Here is an 18987-nt window from a genome sequence, read left to right on the forward strand (position 1 = left end):
ATGGCAGAGCCGAGTAGACTTAGTAAGGAAGAACAGGGGACGTACCCAGCAACATCCGGCCCCGCCGCTGCACCAGGAGCGATCCGCGTCCGCCCCGGCAGCATCGTGCTCAACGCCGACCGCGCCCCCGACGAGCGCTTGCGACTGGTGATCGTGAACACCGGCGACCGCCCGGTCCAGATCGGCTCGCACCTCCACCTCCCCGACGCCAACACGGCCCTCGCCTTCGACCGCGAAGCCGCCGCCGGCTTCCGCCTCGACATCCCGTCCGGCACCTCGCAACGCTTCGAACCCGGCGCCTCCCGCGAGGTAAACCTCGTCGCCCTCCGCGGCGCCCGCCTGGTACCAGGGATCCAGGTGAAGCGTCATGGTTGAGATTTCTCGGGCTGCGTACGCCGCTTTGTACGGGCCGACCGTGGGGGATCAGGTTCGGCTGGCCGACACCGACTTGTGGATCGAGGTGGAGGAGGACCGGACGGTCGGGGGTGAGGAGGTTGTGTTCGGGGGCGGCAAGTCGATTCGCGAGTCGATGGCTCAGGGCGCGGCGACTCGGGCGGATGGAGCGCCGGACACGGTGATCACCAACGTCGTCGTTCTGGACTGGTGGGGAATCATTCGGGCTGACGTCGGGATTCGTGGCGGGCGGATCGTGGCGCTGGGACGGGCTGGCAACCCGGACATCGCCGACGGGGTGCATCCGCTGTTGCGGATCGGACCGTCGACGGATGTGATCGCGGGCGAGGGTCGGATCCTGACCGCGGGCGCGATCGACTCCCATGTGCACCTGCTGTCGCCCTCGCAACTCCACGAGGCACTCGCGACTGGGATCACCACCGTCGCAGGTGGTGGCACGGGCCCCAGCGAGGGGTCGAAGGCGACGACCGTGACGCCCGGCGCGTGGCATCTCGAGCAGATGCATCGCAGCCTGGACGCGTACCCGCTCAACATTCTCCTGCTCGGCAAGGGAAACACGGTCAGTGCCGAGGCGCTCGCGGAGCAGGCGCTCGCGGGCGCGGCCGGCTACAAGGTGCACGAGGACTGGGGTTCGACCCCGGCCGCGATCGACACCGCGCTCCGGGCGGCCGACGACTGGGGGTTGCAGGTCGCGCTGCATGCGGACAGCCTCAACGAGGCCGGGTTCGTCGAGTCGACACTCGGCGCGATCGCGGGCCGGTCGATCCACGCGTTCCACGTCGAGGGCGCGGGCGGCGGCCATGCACCCGACATTCTCTCGATCGCGGCGTACTCGCATGTCATCCCCGGCTCGACCAACCCCACCCTCCCGCACACCGTGAACACGGTCGCCGAACACCTGGACATGCTGATGGTCTGCCATCACCTCAGTCCCGACGTACCGGAGGATCTGGCGTTCGCGGAGTCGCGGATCCGTGCGACCACGATCGCGGCCGAGGACATCCTGCACGACCTGGGCGCGTTGTCGGTCACGTCGTCGGACGCGCAGGCGATGGGCCGGATCGGCGAGGTGATCACCCGGACCTGGCAGGTCGCGCACGTGATGAAGCACCGCCGCGGCGCGCTCGACGGCGGGCTGCCGGCCGACAACGAGCGAGCCCGCCGGTACGTCGCGAAGTACACGATCAACCCGGCGATTGCCCACGGCATCGATCACGAGATCGGTTCCGTGGAGGTAGGGAAGCTCGCGGATCTCGTGCTGTGGGATCCCCAGTACTTCGGGGTTCGGCCGCGCCTGGTGATCAAAGGCGGCGCGATCGCGTGGGCCGCGCTCGGCGACCCGAACGCGTCGATCCCGACACCGCAGCCGGTGCTGATGCGGCCGTCGTTCGGCGATGCGATCGGGGCGGATCTGTCGGTCACGTTCGTCTCGCCGGCTGCGTTGGACGACGGGCTGGCCGGGCGACTCGGGTTGCGTCGGCGACTGCTCGGCGTACGGCCGACGCGGTCGATCGGGAAGGCAGACATGAAGAACAACTCGGCGCTTCCGACGATCGACATCGACCCCGAAACGTTCGCGATCGCCGTCGACGGCGAGCCGGTCGAGCCCTCCCCCGCGACGGTCCTCCCGCTCGCCCAGCTCTACGCGATGTTCTGATGAGGACGCTCGCGCTAGTCGGTGATTATTCGGCGCTAGATGACGAAAAAGTACCGGCTAACGAACTGCCGGCCTTGCGAGGCCGCCGGTACGACGACCTGGCCGGCGCCCGCCGCGCCATGCCAGGAGTCGGCCGGTGAGCTCGCCCGAGGTGGTTGCGCTGATGCTCGCAGACGGCCGGCTCCCGACCGGCGGACACACGCAGTCCGCGGGCCTCGAGCCCGCCGTACGCGCGGGATTGGGTGCCGACGGCAAGCAGTTGGCCGACGTCGGCGCCTACGCCCGCGACCGCCTGCGAACGGTGACCCGGATCGAAGCCGCAGTCGCCGTACTCGCCCGCCACTACGCAGGCCCGGACCGCCAGGCCATCACAAATGACGAAATCAACCTCGCCCAGGCGGGAGACCGCGCTGAGCGAGCAATTGTGATGGCCCCCAGGTTCGCGCACCTCGAGTCGGCCTGGGCCGCGCGCACCCCCAGCCGCGCGCTGAGGACCGCGTCGAGACGACAAGGCCGCGCCTACCTCCGACTGGCGGAGCGCGTCTGGCCCGACGTACTGCAGCACCTACCAAGAGACGGCGAGATCGCGCGACCAGTAGTCATCGGCGTGATCGGCGCCGTGACCGGCCTAACGCCAGAACAAGTCGCACGACTGGTCGCGTACGACGACGCCCAGACCGTGGTCGCCGCCTCACTCAAGCTCCTCCCGGTCGACCCGGCCGACGCGGTCACCTGGCTGGCCGCGGTGCACGACGACATCGAGCGGCTCGTCACCGACGTCGCGCCGTTGACCGACATCGAGAAGATTCCCGCCGGCGGCGCACCACTGATCGACCAGTTCGCCGAGCAGCACGCCATCGAGAGAATGAGGTTGTTCCATGCCTGAGACCACTCGTTCGTTCCGCCTCGGCGTCGCCGGGCCGGTCGGTACCGGGAAGAGTTCGCTGATCGCGATGGTCTGCCGCGAGCTCGCCGACGAACTCCGCCTCGGCGTGATCACCAACGACATCTACACCGACGAGGACGCGCGTCTGCTCCGCTCGGCCGGCGTGCTCGACCCGGAGCGCATCCGCGCCGTCGAGACCGGCGCCTGCCCGCACACCGCCATCCGCGACGACGTCACGCCGAACCTGATCGCCGTCGAGGATCTCGAACGCGACTTCGCGCCGCTGGACGTCGTACTGGTCGAGTCCGGTGGCGACAACCTGACCGCGACCTTCTCCCCCGCGCTCGTCGACGCGCAGATCTTCGTTCTGGACGTGGCCGGCGGTGGTGACGTCGCGCGCAAGGGCGGTCCCGGTATCGCCCGAGCGGATTTGCTGGTGGTCAACAAAACCGACCTCGCCCAGTACGTCGGCGTCGACGTACCGCAGATGGTCAAGGACGCCGAGGCTGCCCGCAGCGGCAAGCCGGTGCTCGCGTTGTCGAGGCACGACCCGGCCTCGGTCGCCAGTCTGAAAGAGTGGGTGCTGGCGATGACCCAGATCGTGCGGAACGGCGACCACACGCCGGTCGACCCCGGTCCGATGGCACCGCACTCTCACGTCGACGAGAACGGCGTACTGATCTCGCACACCCATGCCCACTCGCATTGAGATCGTCGCCGACCCGGTCCGCGACCGGTGCGTGCTGATCACTGACCACCTGTCACCGCGGCGACTCCCGGGACCGCCAGGCGTCGTACGGGTTGCCCTGGTGGCGGCCGGTGCGTTGCTGCTGGCCGGGGACCAGGTACGGATCGAGGTGGTGGTGTCCGGACCGATCCGGCTAGAGATCGTTGAGACGGCCGGTACGGTCGCCTACGCGATGCGTGGTGGGTCGGCGCGCTGGGACGTCGCGGTCGAGCTGAGCGGTGGCGCCAGCCTGAGCTGGTACGGCGAACCGTTCGTGGTCGCCGCGGACGCCGACGTGACGCGGTCCACCGTCGTACGGCTGGAGCCGGGGTGCACGGCCGAGATCCGCGAGTCACTCGTCCTCGGCCGGTACGGAGAGGTCGGTGGCACGTTGCGGACGCAGAGCCGCGCGTGGCTCGGCTCGGAGCTGTTGCTCGCCGAGGACCTCGACCTGAGCCCAGATAGTCGCACCGGCTGGGCCATCCTCGGACAGGCCCGCTGTCTCGACACCGTGACTGCACTGGGCCACCGTCTGCCGGAGGCGCCGCACACGCTGCAACTGGAGGGCTTCGGTTCCATCGCCCGCCGCATCGTCCACCAGCAGCACGAGAGCGACCTGAGCGTGGCGCTCTAGGATCGGCGGGTGCGCACACTTGATGCTGAGGCCGCGTTCGACGTTGCGGTCGAGCTCGCCACCAGTGGTGAACGGCGGATCCTCGGCATCTGTGGTGCGCCGGCGGCCGGCAAGTCCACCTTCGCCGAGCAGCTCACCGCCAGACTGACCGCAGCTGGTCACAGCATCGCGCTGGTGCCCATGGACGGCTACCACCTGGCGCAGTCTGTGCTCGACGAGCTGGGGCTGGCGGCCGTCAAAGGCGCACCGCACACGTTCGACGGCTATGGCTTCGTAGCCCTGCTCCAGCGACTGAAGACGGCGTCGAACGAGCACATCTGGGCGCCCCGCTTCGACCGCTCGCTGGAGGACTCAATCGCCGCCAGCATCGGTGTGGCCCCAGACGTCAGCCTCGTGCTGACCGAGGGGAACTACCTGCTGCTCGACGAGCTCCCGTGGACCACCGTCCGCACTGTGCTCGACCAGTGCTGGTACGTCGAGGTTCCCGAGGAACTGCGGCACCAGCGACTCGAAGCCCGGCACATGCAGTTCGGACGGTCCCGTGAAGAGGCGCACGAGCGCACCTTCGGCAGCGACGAGCGCAACGCCCAGCTGATCGCAGCGACCGCCGCGTCCGCGGATGCGATCGTAGAGCTCAGCTGATCGAAGCGGTAGGTAGTTTTCTGACCGGCACACCGGTCAGAAAACAACTGCAGGAGTAACTCACCGTTGAGCGCACGAATCGCACCGCTCACCGGAAACCCGCGGCAGCTGGTCCTCTGGTTCGGACATGACCCCACCGGGTTGTTACTGTCCAAGTCCCCCCCAACGTGTGGAGGTCCCACTCCCCCCGGGACCCACACGGACAAGCGCCCCGGTCATCGACCGGGGCGCTTCGTTTTGCCTGACCGGCCGATGTCGATTTCGGCGTTCCTGATCCGACGTATCAGTAAGAGCAACCAGAGGAGAGGGTCAGGATGAACGCCACCACCACCATGATCATCACCATGCTGGCCGAGGGGAACCCGGTCTGGTACGTCGCAGCGATGGTGAACATGCGCAGCCACGACGTCTACGAGATCGGCCACGCCGCCGGCTACCCGGACAAGGCCAAGCTCCGCTGCGCTCTGCTCGCCGCCCGCCAGGCCGCCTAGGCTGCCCATGTGGAGCCTGTGAGCGTTGTCGACTATCACACCGCTGGAGAGCCGTTCCGCATTGTCACGGATGGCGGTCCGGTGGTCGACGGTTCCACGGTGGCTGAGCGGCGGCTGACTGCGCAGTCCAGCGCGGCGGTCGACGCCGTACGGCAGTTGCTGGTGAACGAGCCGCGGGGGCACGCGGACATGTACGGGTGCTTCGTCGTACCGCCTGATGACGCGGGTGCGCATTTCGGCGTGCTGTTCTGGCACAAGGACGGCTATTCGACCGCATGTGGGCACGGGACGATCGCCCTGGGTGTGTGGGCGGTCGAGAGCGGCCTCGTCCCCGCTGTGCCGGACGGCGAGACCGAGGTGGTGATCGACGTACCGTCTGGTCGAGTGGTGGCGCGAGTAACGTGCGCCGGCGGCAGAGTGGTCGGTGCGGCGTTCGAGAACGTGCCGTCGTACGTGCTGGCTCGCTCAGTGCCGGTAGCGGGAGTCGTTGCAGACATCAGCTTCGGTGGCGCGTTCTATGCCTCACTGCCCGCGGCATCCGTCGGTCTAACCGTCACACCGGACTGCCACGCCGATCTGATCGCCATCGGCCGGCAGATCAAGCATGCGCTCAACGACACGGCCATCCACCCGACTGACCCGCGACTGAACGGGCTCTACGGCACCATCCTGTACGACGACCTAGGCCCGCTGCACCAGCGCAACGTGACCGTCTTCGCCGACGGCCAGGTCGACCGCTCCCCCTGCGGCTCCGGCACCTCCGCCCGCCTCGCCCTCCTGCACGCCGACGGCCGAATGCCGCCCGGCGCTGTCCTCGTGCACGAGTCGATCGTCGGTACGACGTTCCGCGGCCGCATCCTCGCTGACACGCCTACCGGCGTACTGAGCGAGGTATCGGGAACCGCTCACCGCACTGGCACCGCGACCTTCACTCTCGACCCCCATGACTCGCTCGGCACCGGGTTCACGCTGCGCTAACGTCGGACCCATGATCTTCATCACCGCGAAGTTCCGCGTGAAGCCCGAGCACGCCGAGAACTGGCCGTCCATCACCGCCGACTTCACCGCCGCGACCCGCGCCGAGCCCGGCTGCCTCTGGTACGACTGGTCCCGTTCCCTGGACGACCCCAACGAGTACGTCCTGGTCGAGGCCTTCGCCGACGACGAAGCCGCCACCGCCCACGTCACCTCCGACCACTTCAAAGCCGCCCAGCGCGACCTCCCGCCGCACCTCGTCGAGACCCCGCGCATCGTCAACTTCAAGGTGCCCCAGAACGACTGGTCAGAGCTGGGCGAGCTCGCCGTCAAATAGCCGCGGCGGCGGCTTCCTCGATGCGCGCATGGCGGGCTCGCCACCAGGCAGCGTCGTGGTCCGCGAGGTTCGAGTTACCCGGAAGCACATGAACCAGGATCGAGTGGGCCTCGGCATCGGCGTCGCGCCAGTAGGCGTCAAACGGTCGACGGATCAGTCATGTCGTTTGAGACTCACGGAGAAGTCCATTGGTTCAGTTGACTGTCGCCTCGCTCAACACCCGCGGCATGCCGCTCCGCGGTTCCCGGCTCGCTGAGCGGTACGCCGCGATCGGTGCCGTGTTCGAGGCATCAGCAGTGGACCTCGTGAACTTCCAGGAGGTCCTCACCTACTACCACCTCCGCCAGCTGGCACGAGCGATGCCGTCGTACCGCTTCGCAAGCTTCCGAAGGTCCGCCGCTGGCCCCGCTGGCGGGCTGCTGACTCTCTCCCGTACTGCGTTCGCCCGGACCGACTATGTGCGTTTCCCGATGCCATCCACGGCGGACGCGGTCGGACTCCCGAGGCTGTCCCGCCAGAAGGCATGGCTCAAGGGCGTCCTCGTCACAACGCTCCCTCACCTCGCCGTCGCCAACACCCACCTCCTGGCCAACTTCGACGGCGACTGGTCCGAGTCCAACCGCTACTACCGACTCCAGCACCAGCAACTGACCACCGTCGGCCGAGTACTCGCAGCCCTCGACAAACCCGCACTCGTCTCCGGCGACTTCAACATCGCCCGAGACAGCTCCCTGTTCAGCAGCTTCCTCCGCGACACCCGCCTGCTCGACGCCTTCGGCCCCACCTGCCCGCCAACCTTCCACGCCACTTACCTAAGACCCGGCAAGACGGCCCATTGCATCGACTTCATCCTCCTCTCCGATCCCGCGATCACCGTCGAGACCGCCCACCTCACCTTCACCGACCAACAACCCATGCCAAACGGCCCCGGCTACCTCACCGACCACCTAGGCCTACAAGCCCGCCTCACCCTCTAGAGCTACTGTCGCGGTGTGGACGTTGACTGGTGTGCCGAGGTGGTCGATCAGCTCGAGTCGCACTGGCAGGAGCGCCTCCAGCCCCGGCTCGACGGACTGACCGACGACGAATACTTCTGGCAGCCCGTCCCGAACTGCTGGACCCTCAGCCGCCGAGGCGAGAGCACAGCACCGGTCTCCTTCGGGACAGGCGAGTTCACCCTGGACTACGCACAGCCCCCACCCACCCCGGAGCCTGTGACGACCATCGCCTGGCGGCTGGCCCACCTGAGCGTCGTCTTCGCGTCCACGGGCGGCCTCGGCCGCGCCCCAGTCACCGAGTCGACCTACTCGTACGCCGGCACCGCGCGCGAGGCGCTGAGCCAGCTCGACCGCGAGTACGTCGCCTGGATTGCCGGCGTACGAGGTCTGGGCACAGCAGGGCTCTCTGAGCCGCAGGGGTATCCACCTGCCTTCGCAGACGCGCCGCTGGCGAAGAAGATGCTGTACACGAATGTCGAGGTCATCCACCACGGTGCCGAGATCTGTCTGCTCCGCGACCTCTACCTCCGCAGGACGTAGAGCACCTGGAACAAGAAGAAGACCCGGACCGATTGGTCCGGGTCTTCCGAAAGTAGCGGGGGCAGGATTTGAACCTGCGACCTCTGGGTTATGAGCCCAGCGAGCTACCGAGCTGCTCCACCCCGCGCCGCTTCCTTACGTTCGTAAGTCTAGGCGATGGCCGGTGCGCGTCCAAATCGGGTCCCGGGGCCAGGACACCGCAGGCGGCTCAGAATGCCCGGTCGAAGGTGAGGAAGAGGCCGTTGGCATCGATGGTCACGGTGCGGCCGTCGCTGACGATGCTGTCGATCCGGCCGAACTTCTCGCCTGGAAGCGGGTTGGTTACGGCCCCGGAGCCGAGGTCAACGGCCATCAACCCGGCAGCGGCGGAGGTCGTCAGGAGGCTGTTGCCGACGATCTCGGACGACCGGCGTCGCAGCGGTGCACCGATTCCGGTGAGCTGGGCCCGCCAGCGTTCGGTGCCATCCGTCAGGCTGCGGGCGACCAGCTCGGAACGGTCAGTCTTGGGGTCCCGGCTCTCGTGGGAGATGACCAAGTCGCCGGTCACCAGGAACGACTCGCTGCGAAAGTAGTCGAACTGACCCTTGAAGTCGTGCTTCCAGACCTCCTTGCCGGTCCGATCGATGCCGGTCAGCCAGGATTCGCTCACCGAGCGCTTGCCTTGCTGCGACGAGCGGCGGGAGATCACGACGGCGACGTCCTTGCCGGTCCCGAGAACATTGTTGATCCATCCCCGCTGATCGGGTCCGCGATAGGTCCAGCTCCTCGTGCCGTCCGCAGCGGAACGCGCCACGATGGCACCGCTCACCGGCTTCGACGTGGACGCCGGATCGGTGATGCGCGCCCAGCTATCGACGTTCATGTCCAGGCGGTACGGGCTCAGCAGCAGCTGGTCCCGCAGCACATGCAGGGAGTCAGCTTGCGAGAGGTTCTCGACGGGCTTGTTCCACTTGACCTTGCCGGACCCGGCGTCGAGACGCGACAACCGCACGTCGCGGGCGTTGTCATCCTTGGAGTCCTGCTCCGCATCGGACTCGCGGACGACGAAGATGGCGTCGCCGGAGGCGGCCGAGTCAAAGGTCGGCCGCCACGAGGTATTGTGATCCTTGCCGAGGGTGGTGCACCAGTCCAGCTCACCGTCAGTCGGGTTCACGGCCGCCACACGGGGCGCCTTGCCCCTGGGAATGTGCATCAGCATCATCCGGTCAGCCACATTCCCACCGCCGACGCCGTACCCCACCTGGCGGCGTCCCCACACCGCTTTCCCGGTCTCTCCGTCGACCTGCACGACCGCGCCCGAGTACTCCGTCCCGATCAGGCCGCCGCCGTCGATCTCGAACCGGACGTCGCCGTCGTGCGAATTGATCAAGCGCGCCGCGCTGACGCCGCCCTTATGCGGTACGACGACGGCGCTTCGGGCCCGCCCCAACGGAGCCGCAGGATGCTGAGCGGCCACCAGGAGCTCCCGGACACTCGTCCGAGTCGCCCCGCTGAAGTCGTTGGGATCGACCTGGTCCAGCGGCACTGCGTGGAGCTTCGTCATCTCCGCGGCCGGGACCTCTTCGAAGCTCGCCGAGCACCGCCCGGCCCACCACGGCCGGACGATCAGAACTCCACCGGCCGCGATCACCGCAACGCCGGCAACGATGGCGACAATTCGCCGTTTCATCCGGTCTCCGTTCGACGTAACGACCAGTCCTACCGCCGGATATGACGAAGGCCCTCTGACTGAGGTTCCTACCTCGTCAAAGGGCCTTCTGTAGTAGCGGGGGCAGGATTTGAACCTGCGACCTCTGGGTTATGAGCCCAGCGAGCTACCGAGCTGCTCCACCCCGCGCCGCTGGGTTTACATTAGTGGATCTGAGCTGGGCAACCAAATCAGTTATCGGCCGGCCCGAAAAATCCATGTCCGCCAGGCAGCAGCGCGGCGTACCGTCCGGGGTATGTCCCGACTCGACATCCGACCGTTCGAAGCCACTGATCTGCCGGCTGCGGCAGCACTGCTGGCGGAGCGGCACCGTGAGCATCGCCGGCGGCACCCGCTGTTGCCGGCCGGGTACGAAGATCCGCAGCGTGCACTCGGAGAGCTGACCGCGGTCTGGGAGTCCGAAGGCACTTCCGGCTCTGTACTGCGGGACAGCGGCGAAGTGACCGGCTACTTGCTCGGGGCACCGAAGACATCGCCGGTGTGGGGACCCAATATCTGGGTGGAGGCGGCCGGGCACGCGGTGCGTGAGGCAGAACACATCAGAGACCTGTACGGCGCCGCCGCGGCGAGGTGGGTCGACGAAGGCCGAATCGCGCACTACACGTTGGTCCCCGACGACGCGGCGCTACTGGATGCGTGGTTCCGGCTGGCCTTCGGATCGCAGCATGCCCATGCGATCCAGCCTGTCCCCGCGACGCCGATTCCCGCGCGTCCTGGATTGACTGTGCGCCGCGCCGTCCGCGACGACATCCCGGTGCTCGCCCAACTGGATGTCGCGCTTCCGCAGCACCAGGGCTTGTCTCCCGTCTTCGCCTCCGGCACGGTGCCGACAGTGCAGGAGTCGCTCGATGAGTGGGAGGAAGACTTCGACGATCCGGAGTACACGACTTTTGTGGCCGAGAGCAACGGCATCGTGATCGGGTCGTCGATCGGCACCTCGATCGAGAAGAGCAGCGCCCACACCGGACTGTCGCGGCCGGACAACTGCGGTTTCCTTGGCTTCGCTGCGGTCCTGCCCGAGGCTCGCGGCCTCGGCGCTGGACGGGCGCTCGGCGAAGCGGTGCTGAACTGGTCTGCCGACCAGGGCTACGACTCCGTCGTCACCGACTGGCGCATGACGAATCTGTTGTCGTCGCGGGCCTGGCCGGCGCTCGGCTTCCAGCAGACGTTCCATCGGCTGCACCGCTTGATCGGGCACTGATCAGAACAAGTTGTCCACAGATTCGACAACAGCCGTCAGACACGACCGCGATCACTGCATCTTCTTGGGCAAGAGGCGCCACGCGAAAGTGCGGCGCCGAGGACTGACTCTCTGCCCAGGAGGCAACCATGTTGCGATCGTCCCGTCGTTCCCGAGCCGTGCCATGTCCGAGCCGCAGCGCGCTGCGCCGTATCGTTTCGGGCAGTGCGGTGGTTCTTGCCTCCTTGGGAGTCTGGACGGCCGCCTCCGCGGCAGCCGTCGAATCCTCGGCGCCGTGCGCCATCTCTTTCCCGTCGATCGAGCAAAGGGCATGCACCGTGGACGGCTTCGTGATCGAGCATCTCCCCGCCGGCATCGGGACACCGAGCGACTTCGAGTACGAGTGGGAGGACGTCGTCTTCCACAGCCGGGTCTGGGAAACGGGGCCCGATCCGGAGGGCGCGTTCAAGGTCGACCTGACCGTGAAGACGCTGCGCGGCGACAAGCTCACTGACCTCGAAGCCCTGAAGGCGTTCCTGGTCGAGTACGAGGAGAAGGATCCCGGCGCCTGGCAGTTGCGCCCGGTCAAGATCGGGCCGTACGACGGTCTCGCCGCGGAGGACGAGGTGTTCTACTTCGTCTCCCCCGGGCTGGCGGCCGAGGTCTCGCTCGACCGCACGCGGTTCACCGAGGACGACCTGCTCAGCACCGCCACCGGCTTCCGTCCGCAGACCTGACCCGGTGCTCTAGGCAACGAGAAGGGGCGGCGACCCCGGTCGTTCACCGGTGTCACCGCCCCTCGCGAGCTGCTGCGTTCGCCGAGATCAGCCGGTCGGCGAGCTCGGCGGGCTGGTCGGCGTGCTCGAGGGCGATCCCGACGGAGCAGCGGTCGGGGTCGTGGTCGGACCCGTGCCGGCTCCGGCGGCGACCGCTCGGTCGACCGCAGCCTTCATCTTGTCGATCTCCCGCGCGTACGCAGCAAGGTCGCCGGCCTTCAAGGCGGTCTGGGCGGCCGCGTAGGCAGCCTGTGCCTCGGCCAGAGCCTGCTTGATCGTCTGGTTGGCGGGAGGCTGGTTCGTCGGCGGCTTGTCCCCCGGGTCCTCGCCGGTGTCGACGGTGGTGTCGAAGACCTTGGTCAAGGCCTCCTGCAACGTCGCCCCGTAGGCGACCCGATCACCGAAGGAGACCAGGACGTAGCGCAGCACCGGGTAGCTACCGGCGCCACCGGTCCGCACCGAGTAGACGGGCTGCACGTAGAGCAGACCGCCACCCAACGGAAGCGTGAGCAGGTTGCCGAACTGTGCGCGCGTGCCGCTGGTCGGCTGGTTGATCGGCAGCAGCGCCGATCTGATCCCGTCGTCGGTCTGGAACTTGGTGAAGACCTGTCCCGGACCTGGGATCTGCACGTTGCCGGGTAGTCGGAGGATCCGGAACTTGCCGTAGTCCTTCGAGGTCGCCTCGGCATCGACCGCCATGAACGCGGTGAGGTTCTCCCGCTCCGCGTTCGGCACGTAGACCGAGGTCAAAGAGAACTTGGGGTCCGTCTGACCGGGCATCCGCAACGAAAGATAGAACGGAGGCTGGTTGTTTTGCACCGACGAGTCCGTGTTCGCCGTCACCGCAGCGGTCGGGTCGGCCGGCACACGCCACAGGTCGCTGTTCTGGTACCAGGTGGTCGAGTCCGTCACGTGGTACTTCGCCAGCAGGTCGCGCTGGACCTTGAACATGTCCTCCGGGTAGCGCAGGTGCGACATCAGGTCCGGCGAGATGTCGGAGCGCGGCTTCACGGTGTTCGGGAAGGCCTTCATCCACGTCTTCAGGACCGGGTCGCCCTCGTCCCACGCGTAGAGCTCGACCGAGCCGTCGTAGGCGTTCACGACCGCCTTCACCGAGTTGCGGATGTAGTTGATCTCCTCGCTCGGCTGCTGCGCGATCGTGCCGCGGCCCGTGGTGGTGTCCCGGGTGCTGTCGTCCAGGGCGACCTTCTGGGCGTACGGGTAGTTCGCGGAGGTCGTGTAGCCGTCGACGATCCAGACGACCTGTCCGTCGACGATCGCCGGGTACGGGTCACCGTCCGGCGTCAGCCACGGCGCGGCCTTCTCGACCCGCTCGCGCGGGCTGCGGTCGTAGAGGATCTTCGAGTCCGGGTTCACCCGGCTGGACAGCAGGAGGTTCGCGTCGCGGAACTTGGTGGCGTAGAGCAACCGGTTGCCGAAGCTGCCGAGCGCGACGCCGCCCTTGCCGTCGTAGGTGTTCAGCGTCGGGTTGCCGCCCTCCTTGCCCTCGGGCGTGTCCAGCTCGACCGCCTGGCCGCCCTTCGGGCCACCGACGATCGAGTAGTCCGGCGACTTCTCACCGAAGTAGATCCGCGGCTCGTAGTCGCCGAGCTGTCCGGTCGGCGGCAGATCCTTCTCGGTCCAGACCGGTGTCCCGTCGGCGGCGCGCTGGTTGCCGTTCGCGGCGACGACGCCGTAGCCGTGGGTGTAGACGGTGTGGTCGTTGTTCCAGTTGCGCTGGCCGGCCGGCAGCTTGTCGATCTGCACCTCGCGCACCGCGATCACCGTGTCGGCGGTCTTGTTGCCGATCCGGTAGCGGTCAACGTCCAGATCGGTCGGGAACGAGTAGAACCCACGCACCTGCTGCAACTGCTCGAAGGTCGGGCCGACGACGCTCGGGTCGATCAGCCGAATACCGGGCAACACCTCGGCGTCCTGGTTGAGCTGCGCCGGCGTGGCCGTCGTCTTCGCCTCGTAGTTGATCACCTCGGTGCCCTCCAGGCCGTAGGCCTGCCGGGTCGCCGCGATGTTCTTGTCGATGTACGGCGCTTCCTTCACGGGCTCGCTCGGGCGGACACGCAACTGCTGGAGCGCGGCCGGCCACAGTGCACCGAGGAGGATCGCCGACAGGATCAGCACGACCGTGCCGACACCGGGCAGGAGCCAGGTCTTCCGGACCACGTTCGCGAAGAACAGGCCGGCGCACAGCACCGCGATGACGGCGAGGATCTCCTTGCTGGGCAGGACGGCGTTGTCGCCGGTGTAGGAGATACCGGTGAACAGTCGCGCCTTGTCAGTGGTCAGGCCGTAGCGGTCGAGCCAGTAGCTGAAGGCCTTGAGCAGGACGAGCAGACCCAGCAGTACCGAGAACTGGACCTGCGCCGCTCCCGAGGCCTTCTGCCCCTTCGCCGACGGGCGGAAGCCGCCGTACAGGTAGTGGGTGATGATCGCGGCGACCAGCGAGAGCAGGACGATCGAGTAGCCGAAGCCGAGCAGGACGCGCAGCCACGGATAGTCGAAGACGAAGAACGCGATGTCCTTGTTGAAGTGCTGGTCGGTGACACCGAACGGGGTCCGGTTCCGCCAGGCCAGGAAGACCTTCCACTCGCCCGAGGCGGCCGAGCCGCCGAAGACCAGCATCAGCACGCCGACCACGGCGATCGCGATCTTGCCGCGCTGCTGCAGCAGGTCGCCGTACCGCTCGAAGCCCGGGCTCGGCGACGGTGCGAGTGCCACCCGCGGCCGGGTCCGGAAGGCGACGATGACATTCGCGACGACCGCCACGGCCATCACCAGGCCGACCACGACGAACAGCAGCACGCGGGTGCCCAGGACGGTGCTGAAGACCGAGCCGAGGTCGACCGAGCGGTACCACAGGCGCTGCGTCCAGACGTCGGTGAAGACACTGAACAGGATCAGCAGGACGATCAGGGTCGCGATGGTCGGCAGCAACGCCCGTGGGCGTCGCCCCGAACTTCGTCCCGGCCGGCGCGGCTCGTCCGGCATGTCGTAGACGCCGTCACTCATGGTCGGTTCTCCTCGTCGTCACTGCTGCCGTCGACCCCAGGACCCGCTCCCGGCGGCACACCGGTCGAGGGTTCGAATGTCAATGACAGTACTTCGCACAGCGTGGGGACCAAGTCGATGCCGGTGAGCACGGCGCTGTCCTCGTCGTGGGAGCGCAGCCGGACCGCGCCGAAGCGGTCGCCCTCGCGCAGGACGGCCGCGACCATCCGGACCTCGTGGCGGCGTGGATCGCTGCCCGCCATCCGGGCGAGCTCAGCGTCGGTGTCGGCGTCGGACAGGCCCGCCTCCGCCCCTGCGGGCAGCACGATCCGTTCGATGGCGAGGGCGCAACCGCTGACGCCGTCGGGCCATTCGATCCGGGCCAGCGCGTCGGCCAGGTGCTCATCTTCGAGCACTCCCGGTAACTCGCCCTGGGCCACCGGGGTGAGCGGCTGGGACAGGTCGTCGGCGCCGAGCTGGGCGGCCAGCTGGGGCTCGGCGCGAAGCAGGTCCTCGGTCGGAACCAGCGCGAACAACTGCGCGGGCTGGTCCCAGCCCGCGCCGCTCACGTGCTTCTCGATCTCGATCACCGCTCGGCTGAGCGCGTCAGGAGGCAGGATGCCTACGGATTCCATACCGCCAGATCTCTCCTTCGGCCGGCACAAACTTCTCGATGACTCAGGTCTCGATGACTCAGGGCGTGCATCCGGGGACGTCGCCCTTTCCGCTGCTGACCGCCTTCAGGCCGGCGATCGCGTCCTCCAGCGTGCTGATCTTCACGAGCTGGATGCCCTTCACCCCGGCGTGCAGCGCGGCCGCACAGTTCGGGGCGGGCACCAGGAACACCGTGGCGCCGTCGTTCTTGGCGCCGGCGATCTTCTGCTGGATGCCGCCGATCGCGCCGACCTGGCCGAGCGCGTCGATGGTGCCTGTGCCGGCGACGTGCTTGCCGGCCAGCAGCGGACCCGGGGTCAGCTTGTCGTAGATGGCCAGGGCGAAGGCCGTTCCGGCGCTCGGGCCCCCGATGTCCTGCCCGAGGTTGACCGTCACCTTGACCGGGGAGTCGACCCCGATGGTGATGCCGACCATCGGCCGGGTCTCCTCACCTGGGGTGGCTGCCGTCTTGAGCTGGACGGTCTGCTCCTTCTTGTCCCGGCGGATTTCGAAGGTGACCAGCTCACCGACCTTGTGCTTGCGGACCGCGTCACCGACCTGCGGGATCTGCGTCATCGGCTGGCCGTCCACCTGCAGGACGACGTCGCCGGGCTTCAGCTTCCCGTCGGCGGGCGATCCCTTGGAGACCGTCGCGACCTTCGTGTGGAAGGGAACCTTCGCGGCCTGCAGTGCGGCCGCGACCGCGCTGTCCTGCGAGCCGGTCATCTCCGCGGTGTTCTGCTGCTCGACCTCGTCGGCGCTCTGGTCCGGCGGGTAGATGATGTCGCGAGGGAAGAGGTCGTGGTGCGGGTCGAGCCAGTTCCGCATCGCCTGCGGCAGGGTGAGCTCGCGGTCCGGCGAGGTGACCGAGACCGTGGTCAGGTCGAGCTGGCCGGAGGTCGGGAAGGTGTCGTAGCCGGTGATCTCGATGACCGGCTTGTTCTTCGCCGTCCCGAGGGTGTCCTTGACCGGGCCGGGGCTGAACGAGACGAACGGCACCGGGAACGCGGTGAGCAGCCCGAGCGAGATGACGAGCACGATGATCGAAGTGACCAGCGTTGCGGTACGACGTGTCACGAACCCTGCCCTGCGGTCTTGGTGGAATCCAACGTCTCGGCCGAACCGAGCTTCTTGCCGACGTGCCCCTCTGCCGACCTCAACGAGCGGGTCGCCGCATCTGTCCCCGCCGTGTCCGAAGCGTTGCCCGACGTGTTGCCCGAGGTGTTGCGCGGCGCGCGCCGGCCCAGCCGCGCGGACGCCAAGGTACGGCGGCGCGGGGTGGCCTGCGGGCCGGGAGCAGCCAGGGCATCGCTGAAACGGTGGAACTCCTCGACCGAGGCGAAGGTGCCTGCCGACCGGCGCGGACCGCGGTTCCGGCCACGCCACGCGGCCCAGCACATGGCCAGGACAGTGGCGGCCAGCGGGAACGCCAGCCACGCCAAAACCTTCATCCGGCCACCTTCATGCGCCCAGCGTACGGGTCAGTGCGCGCCGACCCACTCGCTGGCACCGTCGGCGAAGTGCTGGTGTTTCCAAATCGGGACCTCGGACTTGAGATCGTCGATCAACCGCCGGCACGCGGTGAAGGCGAGGTCCCGGTGCGAGGCGGCGACGGCGACGATGACCGCGGCGTCGCCGATCTTCAGATCACCGATCCGATGAACAGCGGCCAGGGCTGTCACCGCCGGGTCCGCGCAGATCCGCTCGGCCACCAACTGCAGGTGCCGCAGCGCGTCCGGGTGGGCCTCGTAGCTCAGCCGATCGACCGGCTTGGCCTGGTCGTGGTTGCGCACCGTGCCGATGAAAAGAGCGGTCCCGCCCGCTGTGGGGTCGGACACAGCGGCCAGCACCTCGTCACTGGACAGTGCGTCCGCACGGATGTCCAGCAGCCTGATCGCGTCGCTCATGGCTCTATTCTCCCTTGGTACTCCGGCCTGGGCCAGCACACCCCCGTTCGCCGGGGGCGGAACCGACACGTGGAACCAGTACGTTGGAGTAGTACGCCGTACCCGCACAGGAAGGCCACTCCGATGAGCGACGAACCGGACAACCCGTTCAAGGGAACTCCGTTCGAGGCCATGTTCCAGCAGTTCTCCGGTGCGGCCGGCGCGGGTGGCACGCCGGATCTGAACGCGATCTTCGCGCAGGTCCAGCAGCTGCTGAGCGGGTCGACCGACGGCAAGCCGGTGAACTGGGACCTGGCCAAGGACATCGCCCGCAAGACGGTGTCGGCTGCCGGTGACCGGTCGATCACTCCGACCGACTCCGATCGGGTCGCGGACGCGGTCCGGCTGGCCGAGCACTGGCTGGACGAGGCGACCACGCTGCCCGAGGTCTCCACGACCTCCGCGGCCTGGAGCCGCGCCGAGTGGGTCGAGAACACGCTGCCCGTGTGGCAGACGGTCGTCGACCCGGTCGCGGAGCACGTCGCCGGCGCGATGGGCGGCGCGCTGCCCGCCGAGGCCCAGCAGCTCGCCGGACCGATGGCGGGGATGCTGCGCCAGCTCGGCGGCTCGATCTTCGGTGCGCAGGTCGGTCAGGCGCTCGGTGAGCTTGCGGGTGAAGTGGTGAGTTCGTCGGACATCGGTCTGCCGCTGGGGCCGACAGGTCAGGCCGTTCTGTTGCCGGACAACATCCTGAAGTTCGCCGAAGGGCTGGAGCTCGCGGACGAGGACGTCCGGCTCTACCTCGCGCTGCGTGAGGTCGCTCACCAGCGGCTGTTCGCAGGCGTGCCGTGGCTGCGCCAGCACCTGTTCGCCGCGGTCGCCGACTACGCGGCCGGCATCGAGGTCGACCGGGGCAAGATCGAGCGCGCGATGGCGGACATCGACCCGCAGAACCCCGAGGCCATGCAGGAGGCACTCGCCGGCGGACTGTTCGAGCCCGAGGACTCCGAGCAGCAGAAGGCGGCGCTCGCCCGTCTCGAGACCGCGCTCGCGCTGGTCGAGGGCTGGGTCGACGACGTCGTCCGGCAGGCGACCAAGGACCGGATGCCCGCCGCCATCCAGCTCGCCGAGACGGTACGCCGTCGCCGTGCCGCCGGTGGTCCCGCCGAGCAGACCTTCGCCACCCTCGTCGGTCTCCAGCTGCGCCCTCGCCGCCTCCGCGACGCCGCGAACCTCTGGGCCGCCGTCCGCGACGCCCGCGGCATCGACGGGCGCGACAACCTCTGGTCGCACCCTGACCTGCTGCCCAGCACCACCGACCTCGACGACCCGATCGGCTTCGCCCAGCACGCCGGCGAACTCTCCGACATCGACATCACCGACTTCCTCGACAACCCTCCGACCGACGAGAGCAACCCCGATACGAAGTAGGCGCTCACCAAAGCTCGAGCGGCACAGACTTCCCTGGCACCCCTC

At 68.0% G+C, this 18987-nt stretch carries 20 protein-coding genes and 2 tRNA genes; 14 read left to right on the forward strand and 8 right to left on the reverse strand.

Going from position 1 to position 18987, the window contains the following annotated elements:
* Positions 1 to 102: 102 nt before the first annotated feature.
* The 11 genes from ureB to ABZS29_RS01320 all read left to right on the forward strand — a co-directional run bounded on the left by ureB (position 103) and on the right by ABZS29_RS01320 (position 8301).
* Positions 103 to 375, forward strand: coding sequence for an urease subunit beta (ureB, locus tag ABZS29_RS01270; protein WP_355460807.1), 273 nt, complete (start codon positions 103 to 105; stop codon positions 373 to 375).
* On the forward strand, positions 368 to 2071 hold the full coding sequence (locus ABZS29_RS01275; RefSeq protein ID WP_355457415.1) for an urease subunit alpha: 1704 nt from the start codon (positions 368 to 370) through the stop codon (positions 2069 to 2071). The genes ureB and ABZS29_RS01275 overlap by 8 nt, the downstream gene beginning before the upstream one ends.
* Positions 2072 to 2207: 136 nt before the next feature.
* Positions 2208 to 2957, forward strand: coding sequence for an urease accessory UreF family protein (locus tag ABZS29_RS01280; RefSeq protein WP_355457417.1), 750 nt, complete (start codon positions 2208 to 2210; stop codon positions 2955 to 2957).
* Positions 2950 to 3666 carry an urease accessory protein UreG gene (ureG, locus tag ABZS29_RS01285; RefSeq protein ID WP_355457419.1) on the forward strand — a complete coding sequence of 239 codons (717 nt, stop codon included), beginning with the start codon at positions 2950 to 2952 and terminating at the stop codon, positions 3664 to 3666. Before ABZS29_RS01280 ends, ureG begins: the two co-directional genes overlap by 8 nt.
* Positions 3650 to 4318, forward strand: coding sequence for an urease accessory protein UreD (locus ABZS29_RS01290; protein ID WP_355457421.1), 669 nt, complete (start codon positions 3650 to 3652; stop codon positions 4316 to 4318). Before ureG ends, ABZS29_RS01290 begins: the two co-directional genes overlap by 17 nt.
* A 9-nt stretch (positions 4319 to 4327) precedes the next feature.
* On the forward strand, positions 4328 to 4960 hold the full coding sequence (locus ABZS29_RS01295) for a nucleoside/nucleotide kinase family protein (protein ID WP_355457422.1): 633 nt from the start codon (positions 4328 to 4330) through the stop codon (positions 4958 to 4960).
* 314 nt (positions 4961 to 5274) lie between these two features.
* A complete protein-coding gene (locus ABZS29_RS01300; protein ID WP_355457424.1) occupies positions 5275 to 5451 on the forward strand; it encodes a hypothetical protein in 177 nt (58 codons plus the stop codon).
* 9 nt (positions 5452 to 5460) lie between these two features.
* On the forward strand, positions 5461 to 6429 hold the full coding sequence (locus ABZS29_RS01305; RefSeq protein ID WP_355457426.1) for a proline racemase family protein: 969 nt from the start codon (positions 5461 to 5463) through the stop codon (positions 6427 to 6429).
* A 10-nt stretch (positions 6430 to 6439) separates the two neighbouring features.
* Entirely contained in the window at positions 6440 to 6763 is a 324-nt protein-coding gene (locus ABZS29_RS01310) for a putative quinol monooxygenase (protein WP_355457428.1), read from the forward strand.
* A 188-nt stretch (positions 6764 to 6951) separates the two neighbouring features.
* Positions 6952 to 7740, forward strand: a complete 789-nt coding sequence (locus ABZS29_RS01315) for an endonuclease/exonuclease/phosphatase family protein (RefSeq protein ID WP_355457429.1) — start codon at positions 6952 to 6954, stop codon at positions 7738 to 7740.
* Positions 7741 to 7755: 15 nt separating this feature from the next.
* Positions 7756 to 8301, forward strand: a complete 546-nt coding sequence (locus ABZS29_RS01320) for a DinB family protein (RefSeq protein WP_355457431.1) — start codon at positions 7756 to 7758, stop codon at positions 8299 to 8301.
* Positions 8302 to 8354: 53 nt separating this feature from the next.
* Here the strand turns inward: ABZS29_RS01320 and ABZS29_RS01325 are convergent.
* From ABZS29_RS01325 to ABZS29_RS01335, 3 genes are all read right to left on the reverse strand, one after another.
* Positions 8355 to 8428, reverse strand: a tRNA-Met gene (locus tag ABZS29_RS01325).
* An 81-nt stretch (positions 8429 to 8509) separates the two neighbouring features.
* Positions 8510 to 9970, reverse strand: a complete 1461-nt coding sequence (locus tag ABZS29_RS01330) for a PQQ-binding-like beta-propeller repeat protein (protein ID WP_355457433.1) — start codon at positions 9968 to 9970, stop codon at positions 8510 to 8512.
* 94 nt (positions 9971 to 10064) lie between these two features.
* Positions 10065 to 10138, reverse strand: a tRNA-Met gene (locus ABZS29_RS01335).
* Positions 10139 to 10244: 106 nt separating this feature from the next.
* Between ABZS29_RS01335 and ABZS29_RS01340 the strand changes: the two genes are divergently transcribed.
* Positions 10245 to 11210: a GNAT family N-acetyltransferase gene (locus tag ABZS29_RS01340; RefSeq protein WP_355457435.1), complete on the forward strand. Its 966-nt coding sequence runs from the start codon at positions 10245 to 10247 to the stop codon at positions 11208 to 11210.
* A gap of 317 nt (positions 11211 to 11527) precedes the next feature.
* A complete protein-coding gene (locus ABZS29_RS01345) occupies positions 11528 to 11926 on the forward strand; it encodes a hypothetical protein (RefSeq protein WP_355457437.1) in 399 nt (132 codons plus the stop codon).
* 87 nt (positions 11927 to 12013) lie between these two features.
* Here ABZS29_RS01345 and ABZS29_RS01350 read toward each other — a convergent pair whose 3' ends face one another.
* Genes ABZS29_RS01350 through ABZS29_RS01370 form a run of 5 tightly spaced genes read right to left on the reverse strand, consistent with a single transcriptional unit; the run spans position 12014 to position 17532 of the window.
* The gene (locus ABZS29_RS01350) at positions 12014 to 14992 is read right to left on the reverse strand and encodes a UPF0182 family protein (RefSeq protein WP_355457439.1); all 2979 of its coding nucleotides are present in this window, start codon (positions 14990 to 14992) and stop codon (positions 12014 to 12016) included.
* Positions 14989 to 15606 carry a PPA1309 family protein gene (locus tag ABZS29_RS01355; RefSeq protein WP_355457441.1) on the reverse strand — a complete coding sequence of 206 codons (618 nt, stop codon included), beginning with the start codon at positions 15604 to 15606 and terminating at the stop codon, positions 14989 to 14991. The genes ABZS29_RS01350 and ABZS29_RS01355 overlap by 4 nt, the downstream gene beginning before the upstream one ends.
* 58 nt (positions 15607 to 15664) lie before the next feature.
* Positions 15665 to 16702: a PDZ domain-containing protein gene (locus ABZS29_RS01360; protein ID WP_355457442.1), complete on the reverse strand. Its 1038-nt coding sequence runs from the start codon at positions 16700 to 16702 to the stop codon at positions 15665 to 15667.
* Positions 16699 to 17076, reverse strand: a complete 378-nt coding sequence (locus ABZS29_RS01365) for a hypothetical protein (protein ID WP_355457443.1) — start codon at positions 17074 to 17076, stop codon at positions 16699 to 16701. Before ABZS29_RS01365 ends, ABZS29_RS01360 begins: the two co-directional genes overlap by 4 nt.
* A 30-nt stretch (positions 17077 to 17106) precedes the next feature.
* Positions 17107 to 17532 carry a molybdenum cofactor biosynthesis protein MoaE gene (locus ABZS29_RS01370; RefSeq protein WP_355457445.1) on the reverse strand — a complete coding sequence of 142 codons (426 nt, stop codon included), beginning with the start codon at positions 17530 to 17532 and terminating at the stop codon, positions 17107 to 17109.
* A gap of 123 nt (positions 17533 to 17655) precedes the next feature.
* On the opposite strand from ABZS29_RS01370, the gene ABZS29_RS01375 reads away from it, so the two are divergent.
* Entirely contained in the window at positions 17656 to 18942 is a 1287-nt protein-coding gene (locus ABZS29_RS01375) for a zinc-dependent metalloprotease (protein WP_355457447.1), read from the forward strand.
* Positions 18943 to 18987 lie beyond the last annotated feature (45 nt).

The organism is Kribbella sp. NPDC005582 (assembly GCF_040605415.1).
Taxonomy (GTDB): Bacteria; Actinomycetota; Actinomycetes; order Propionibacteriales; family Kribbellaceae; genus Kribbella.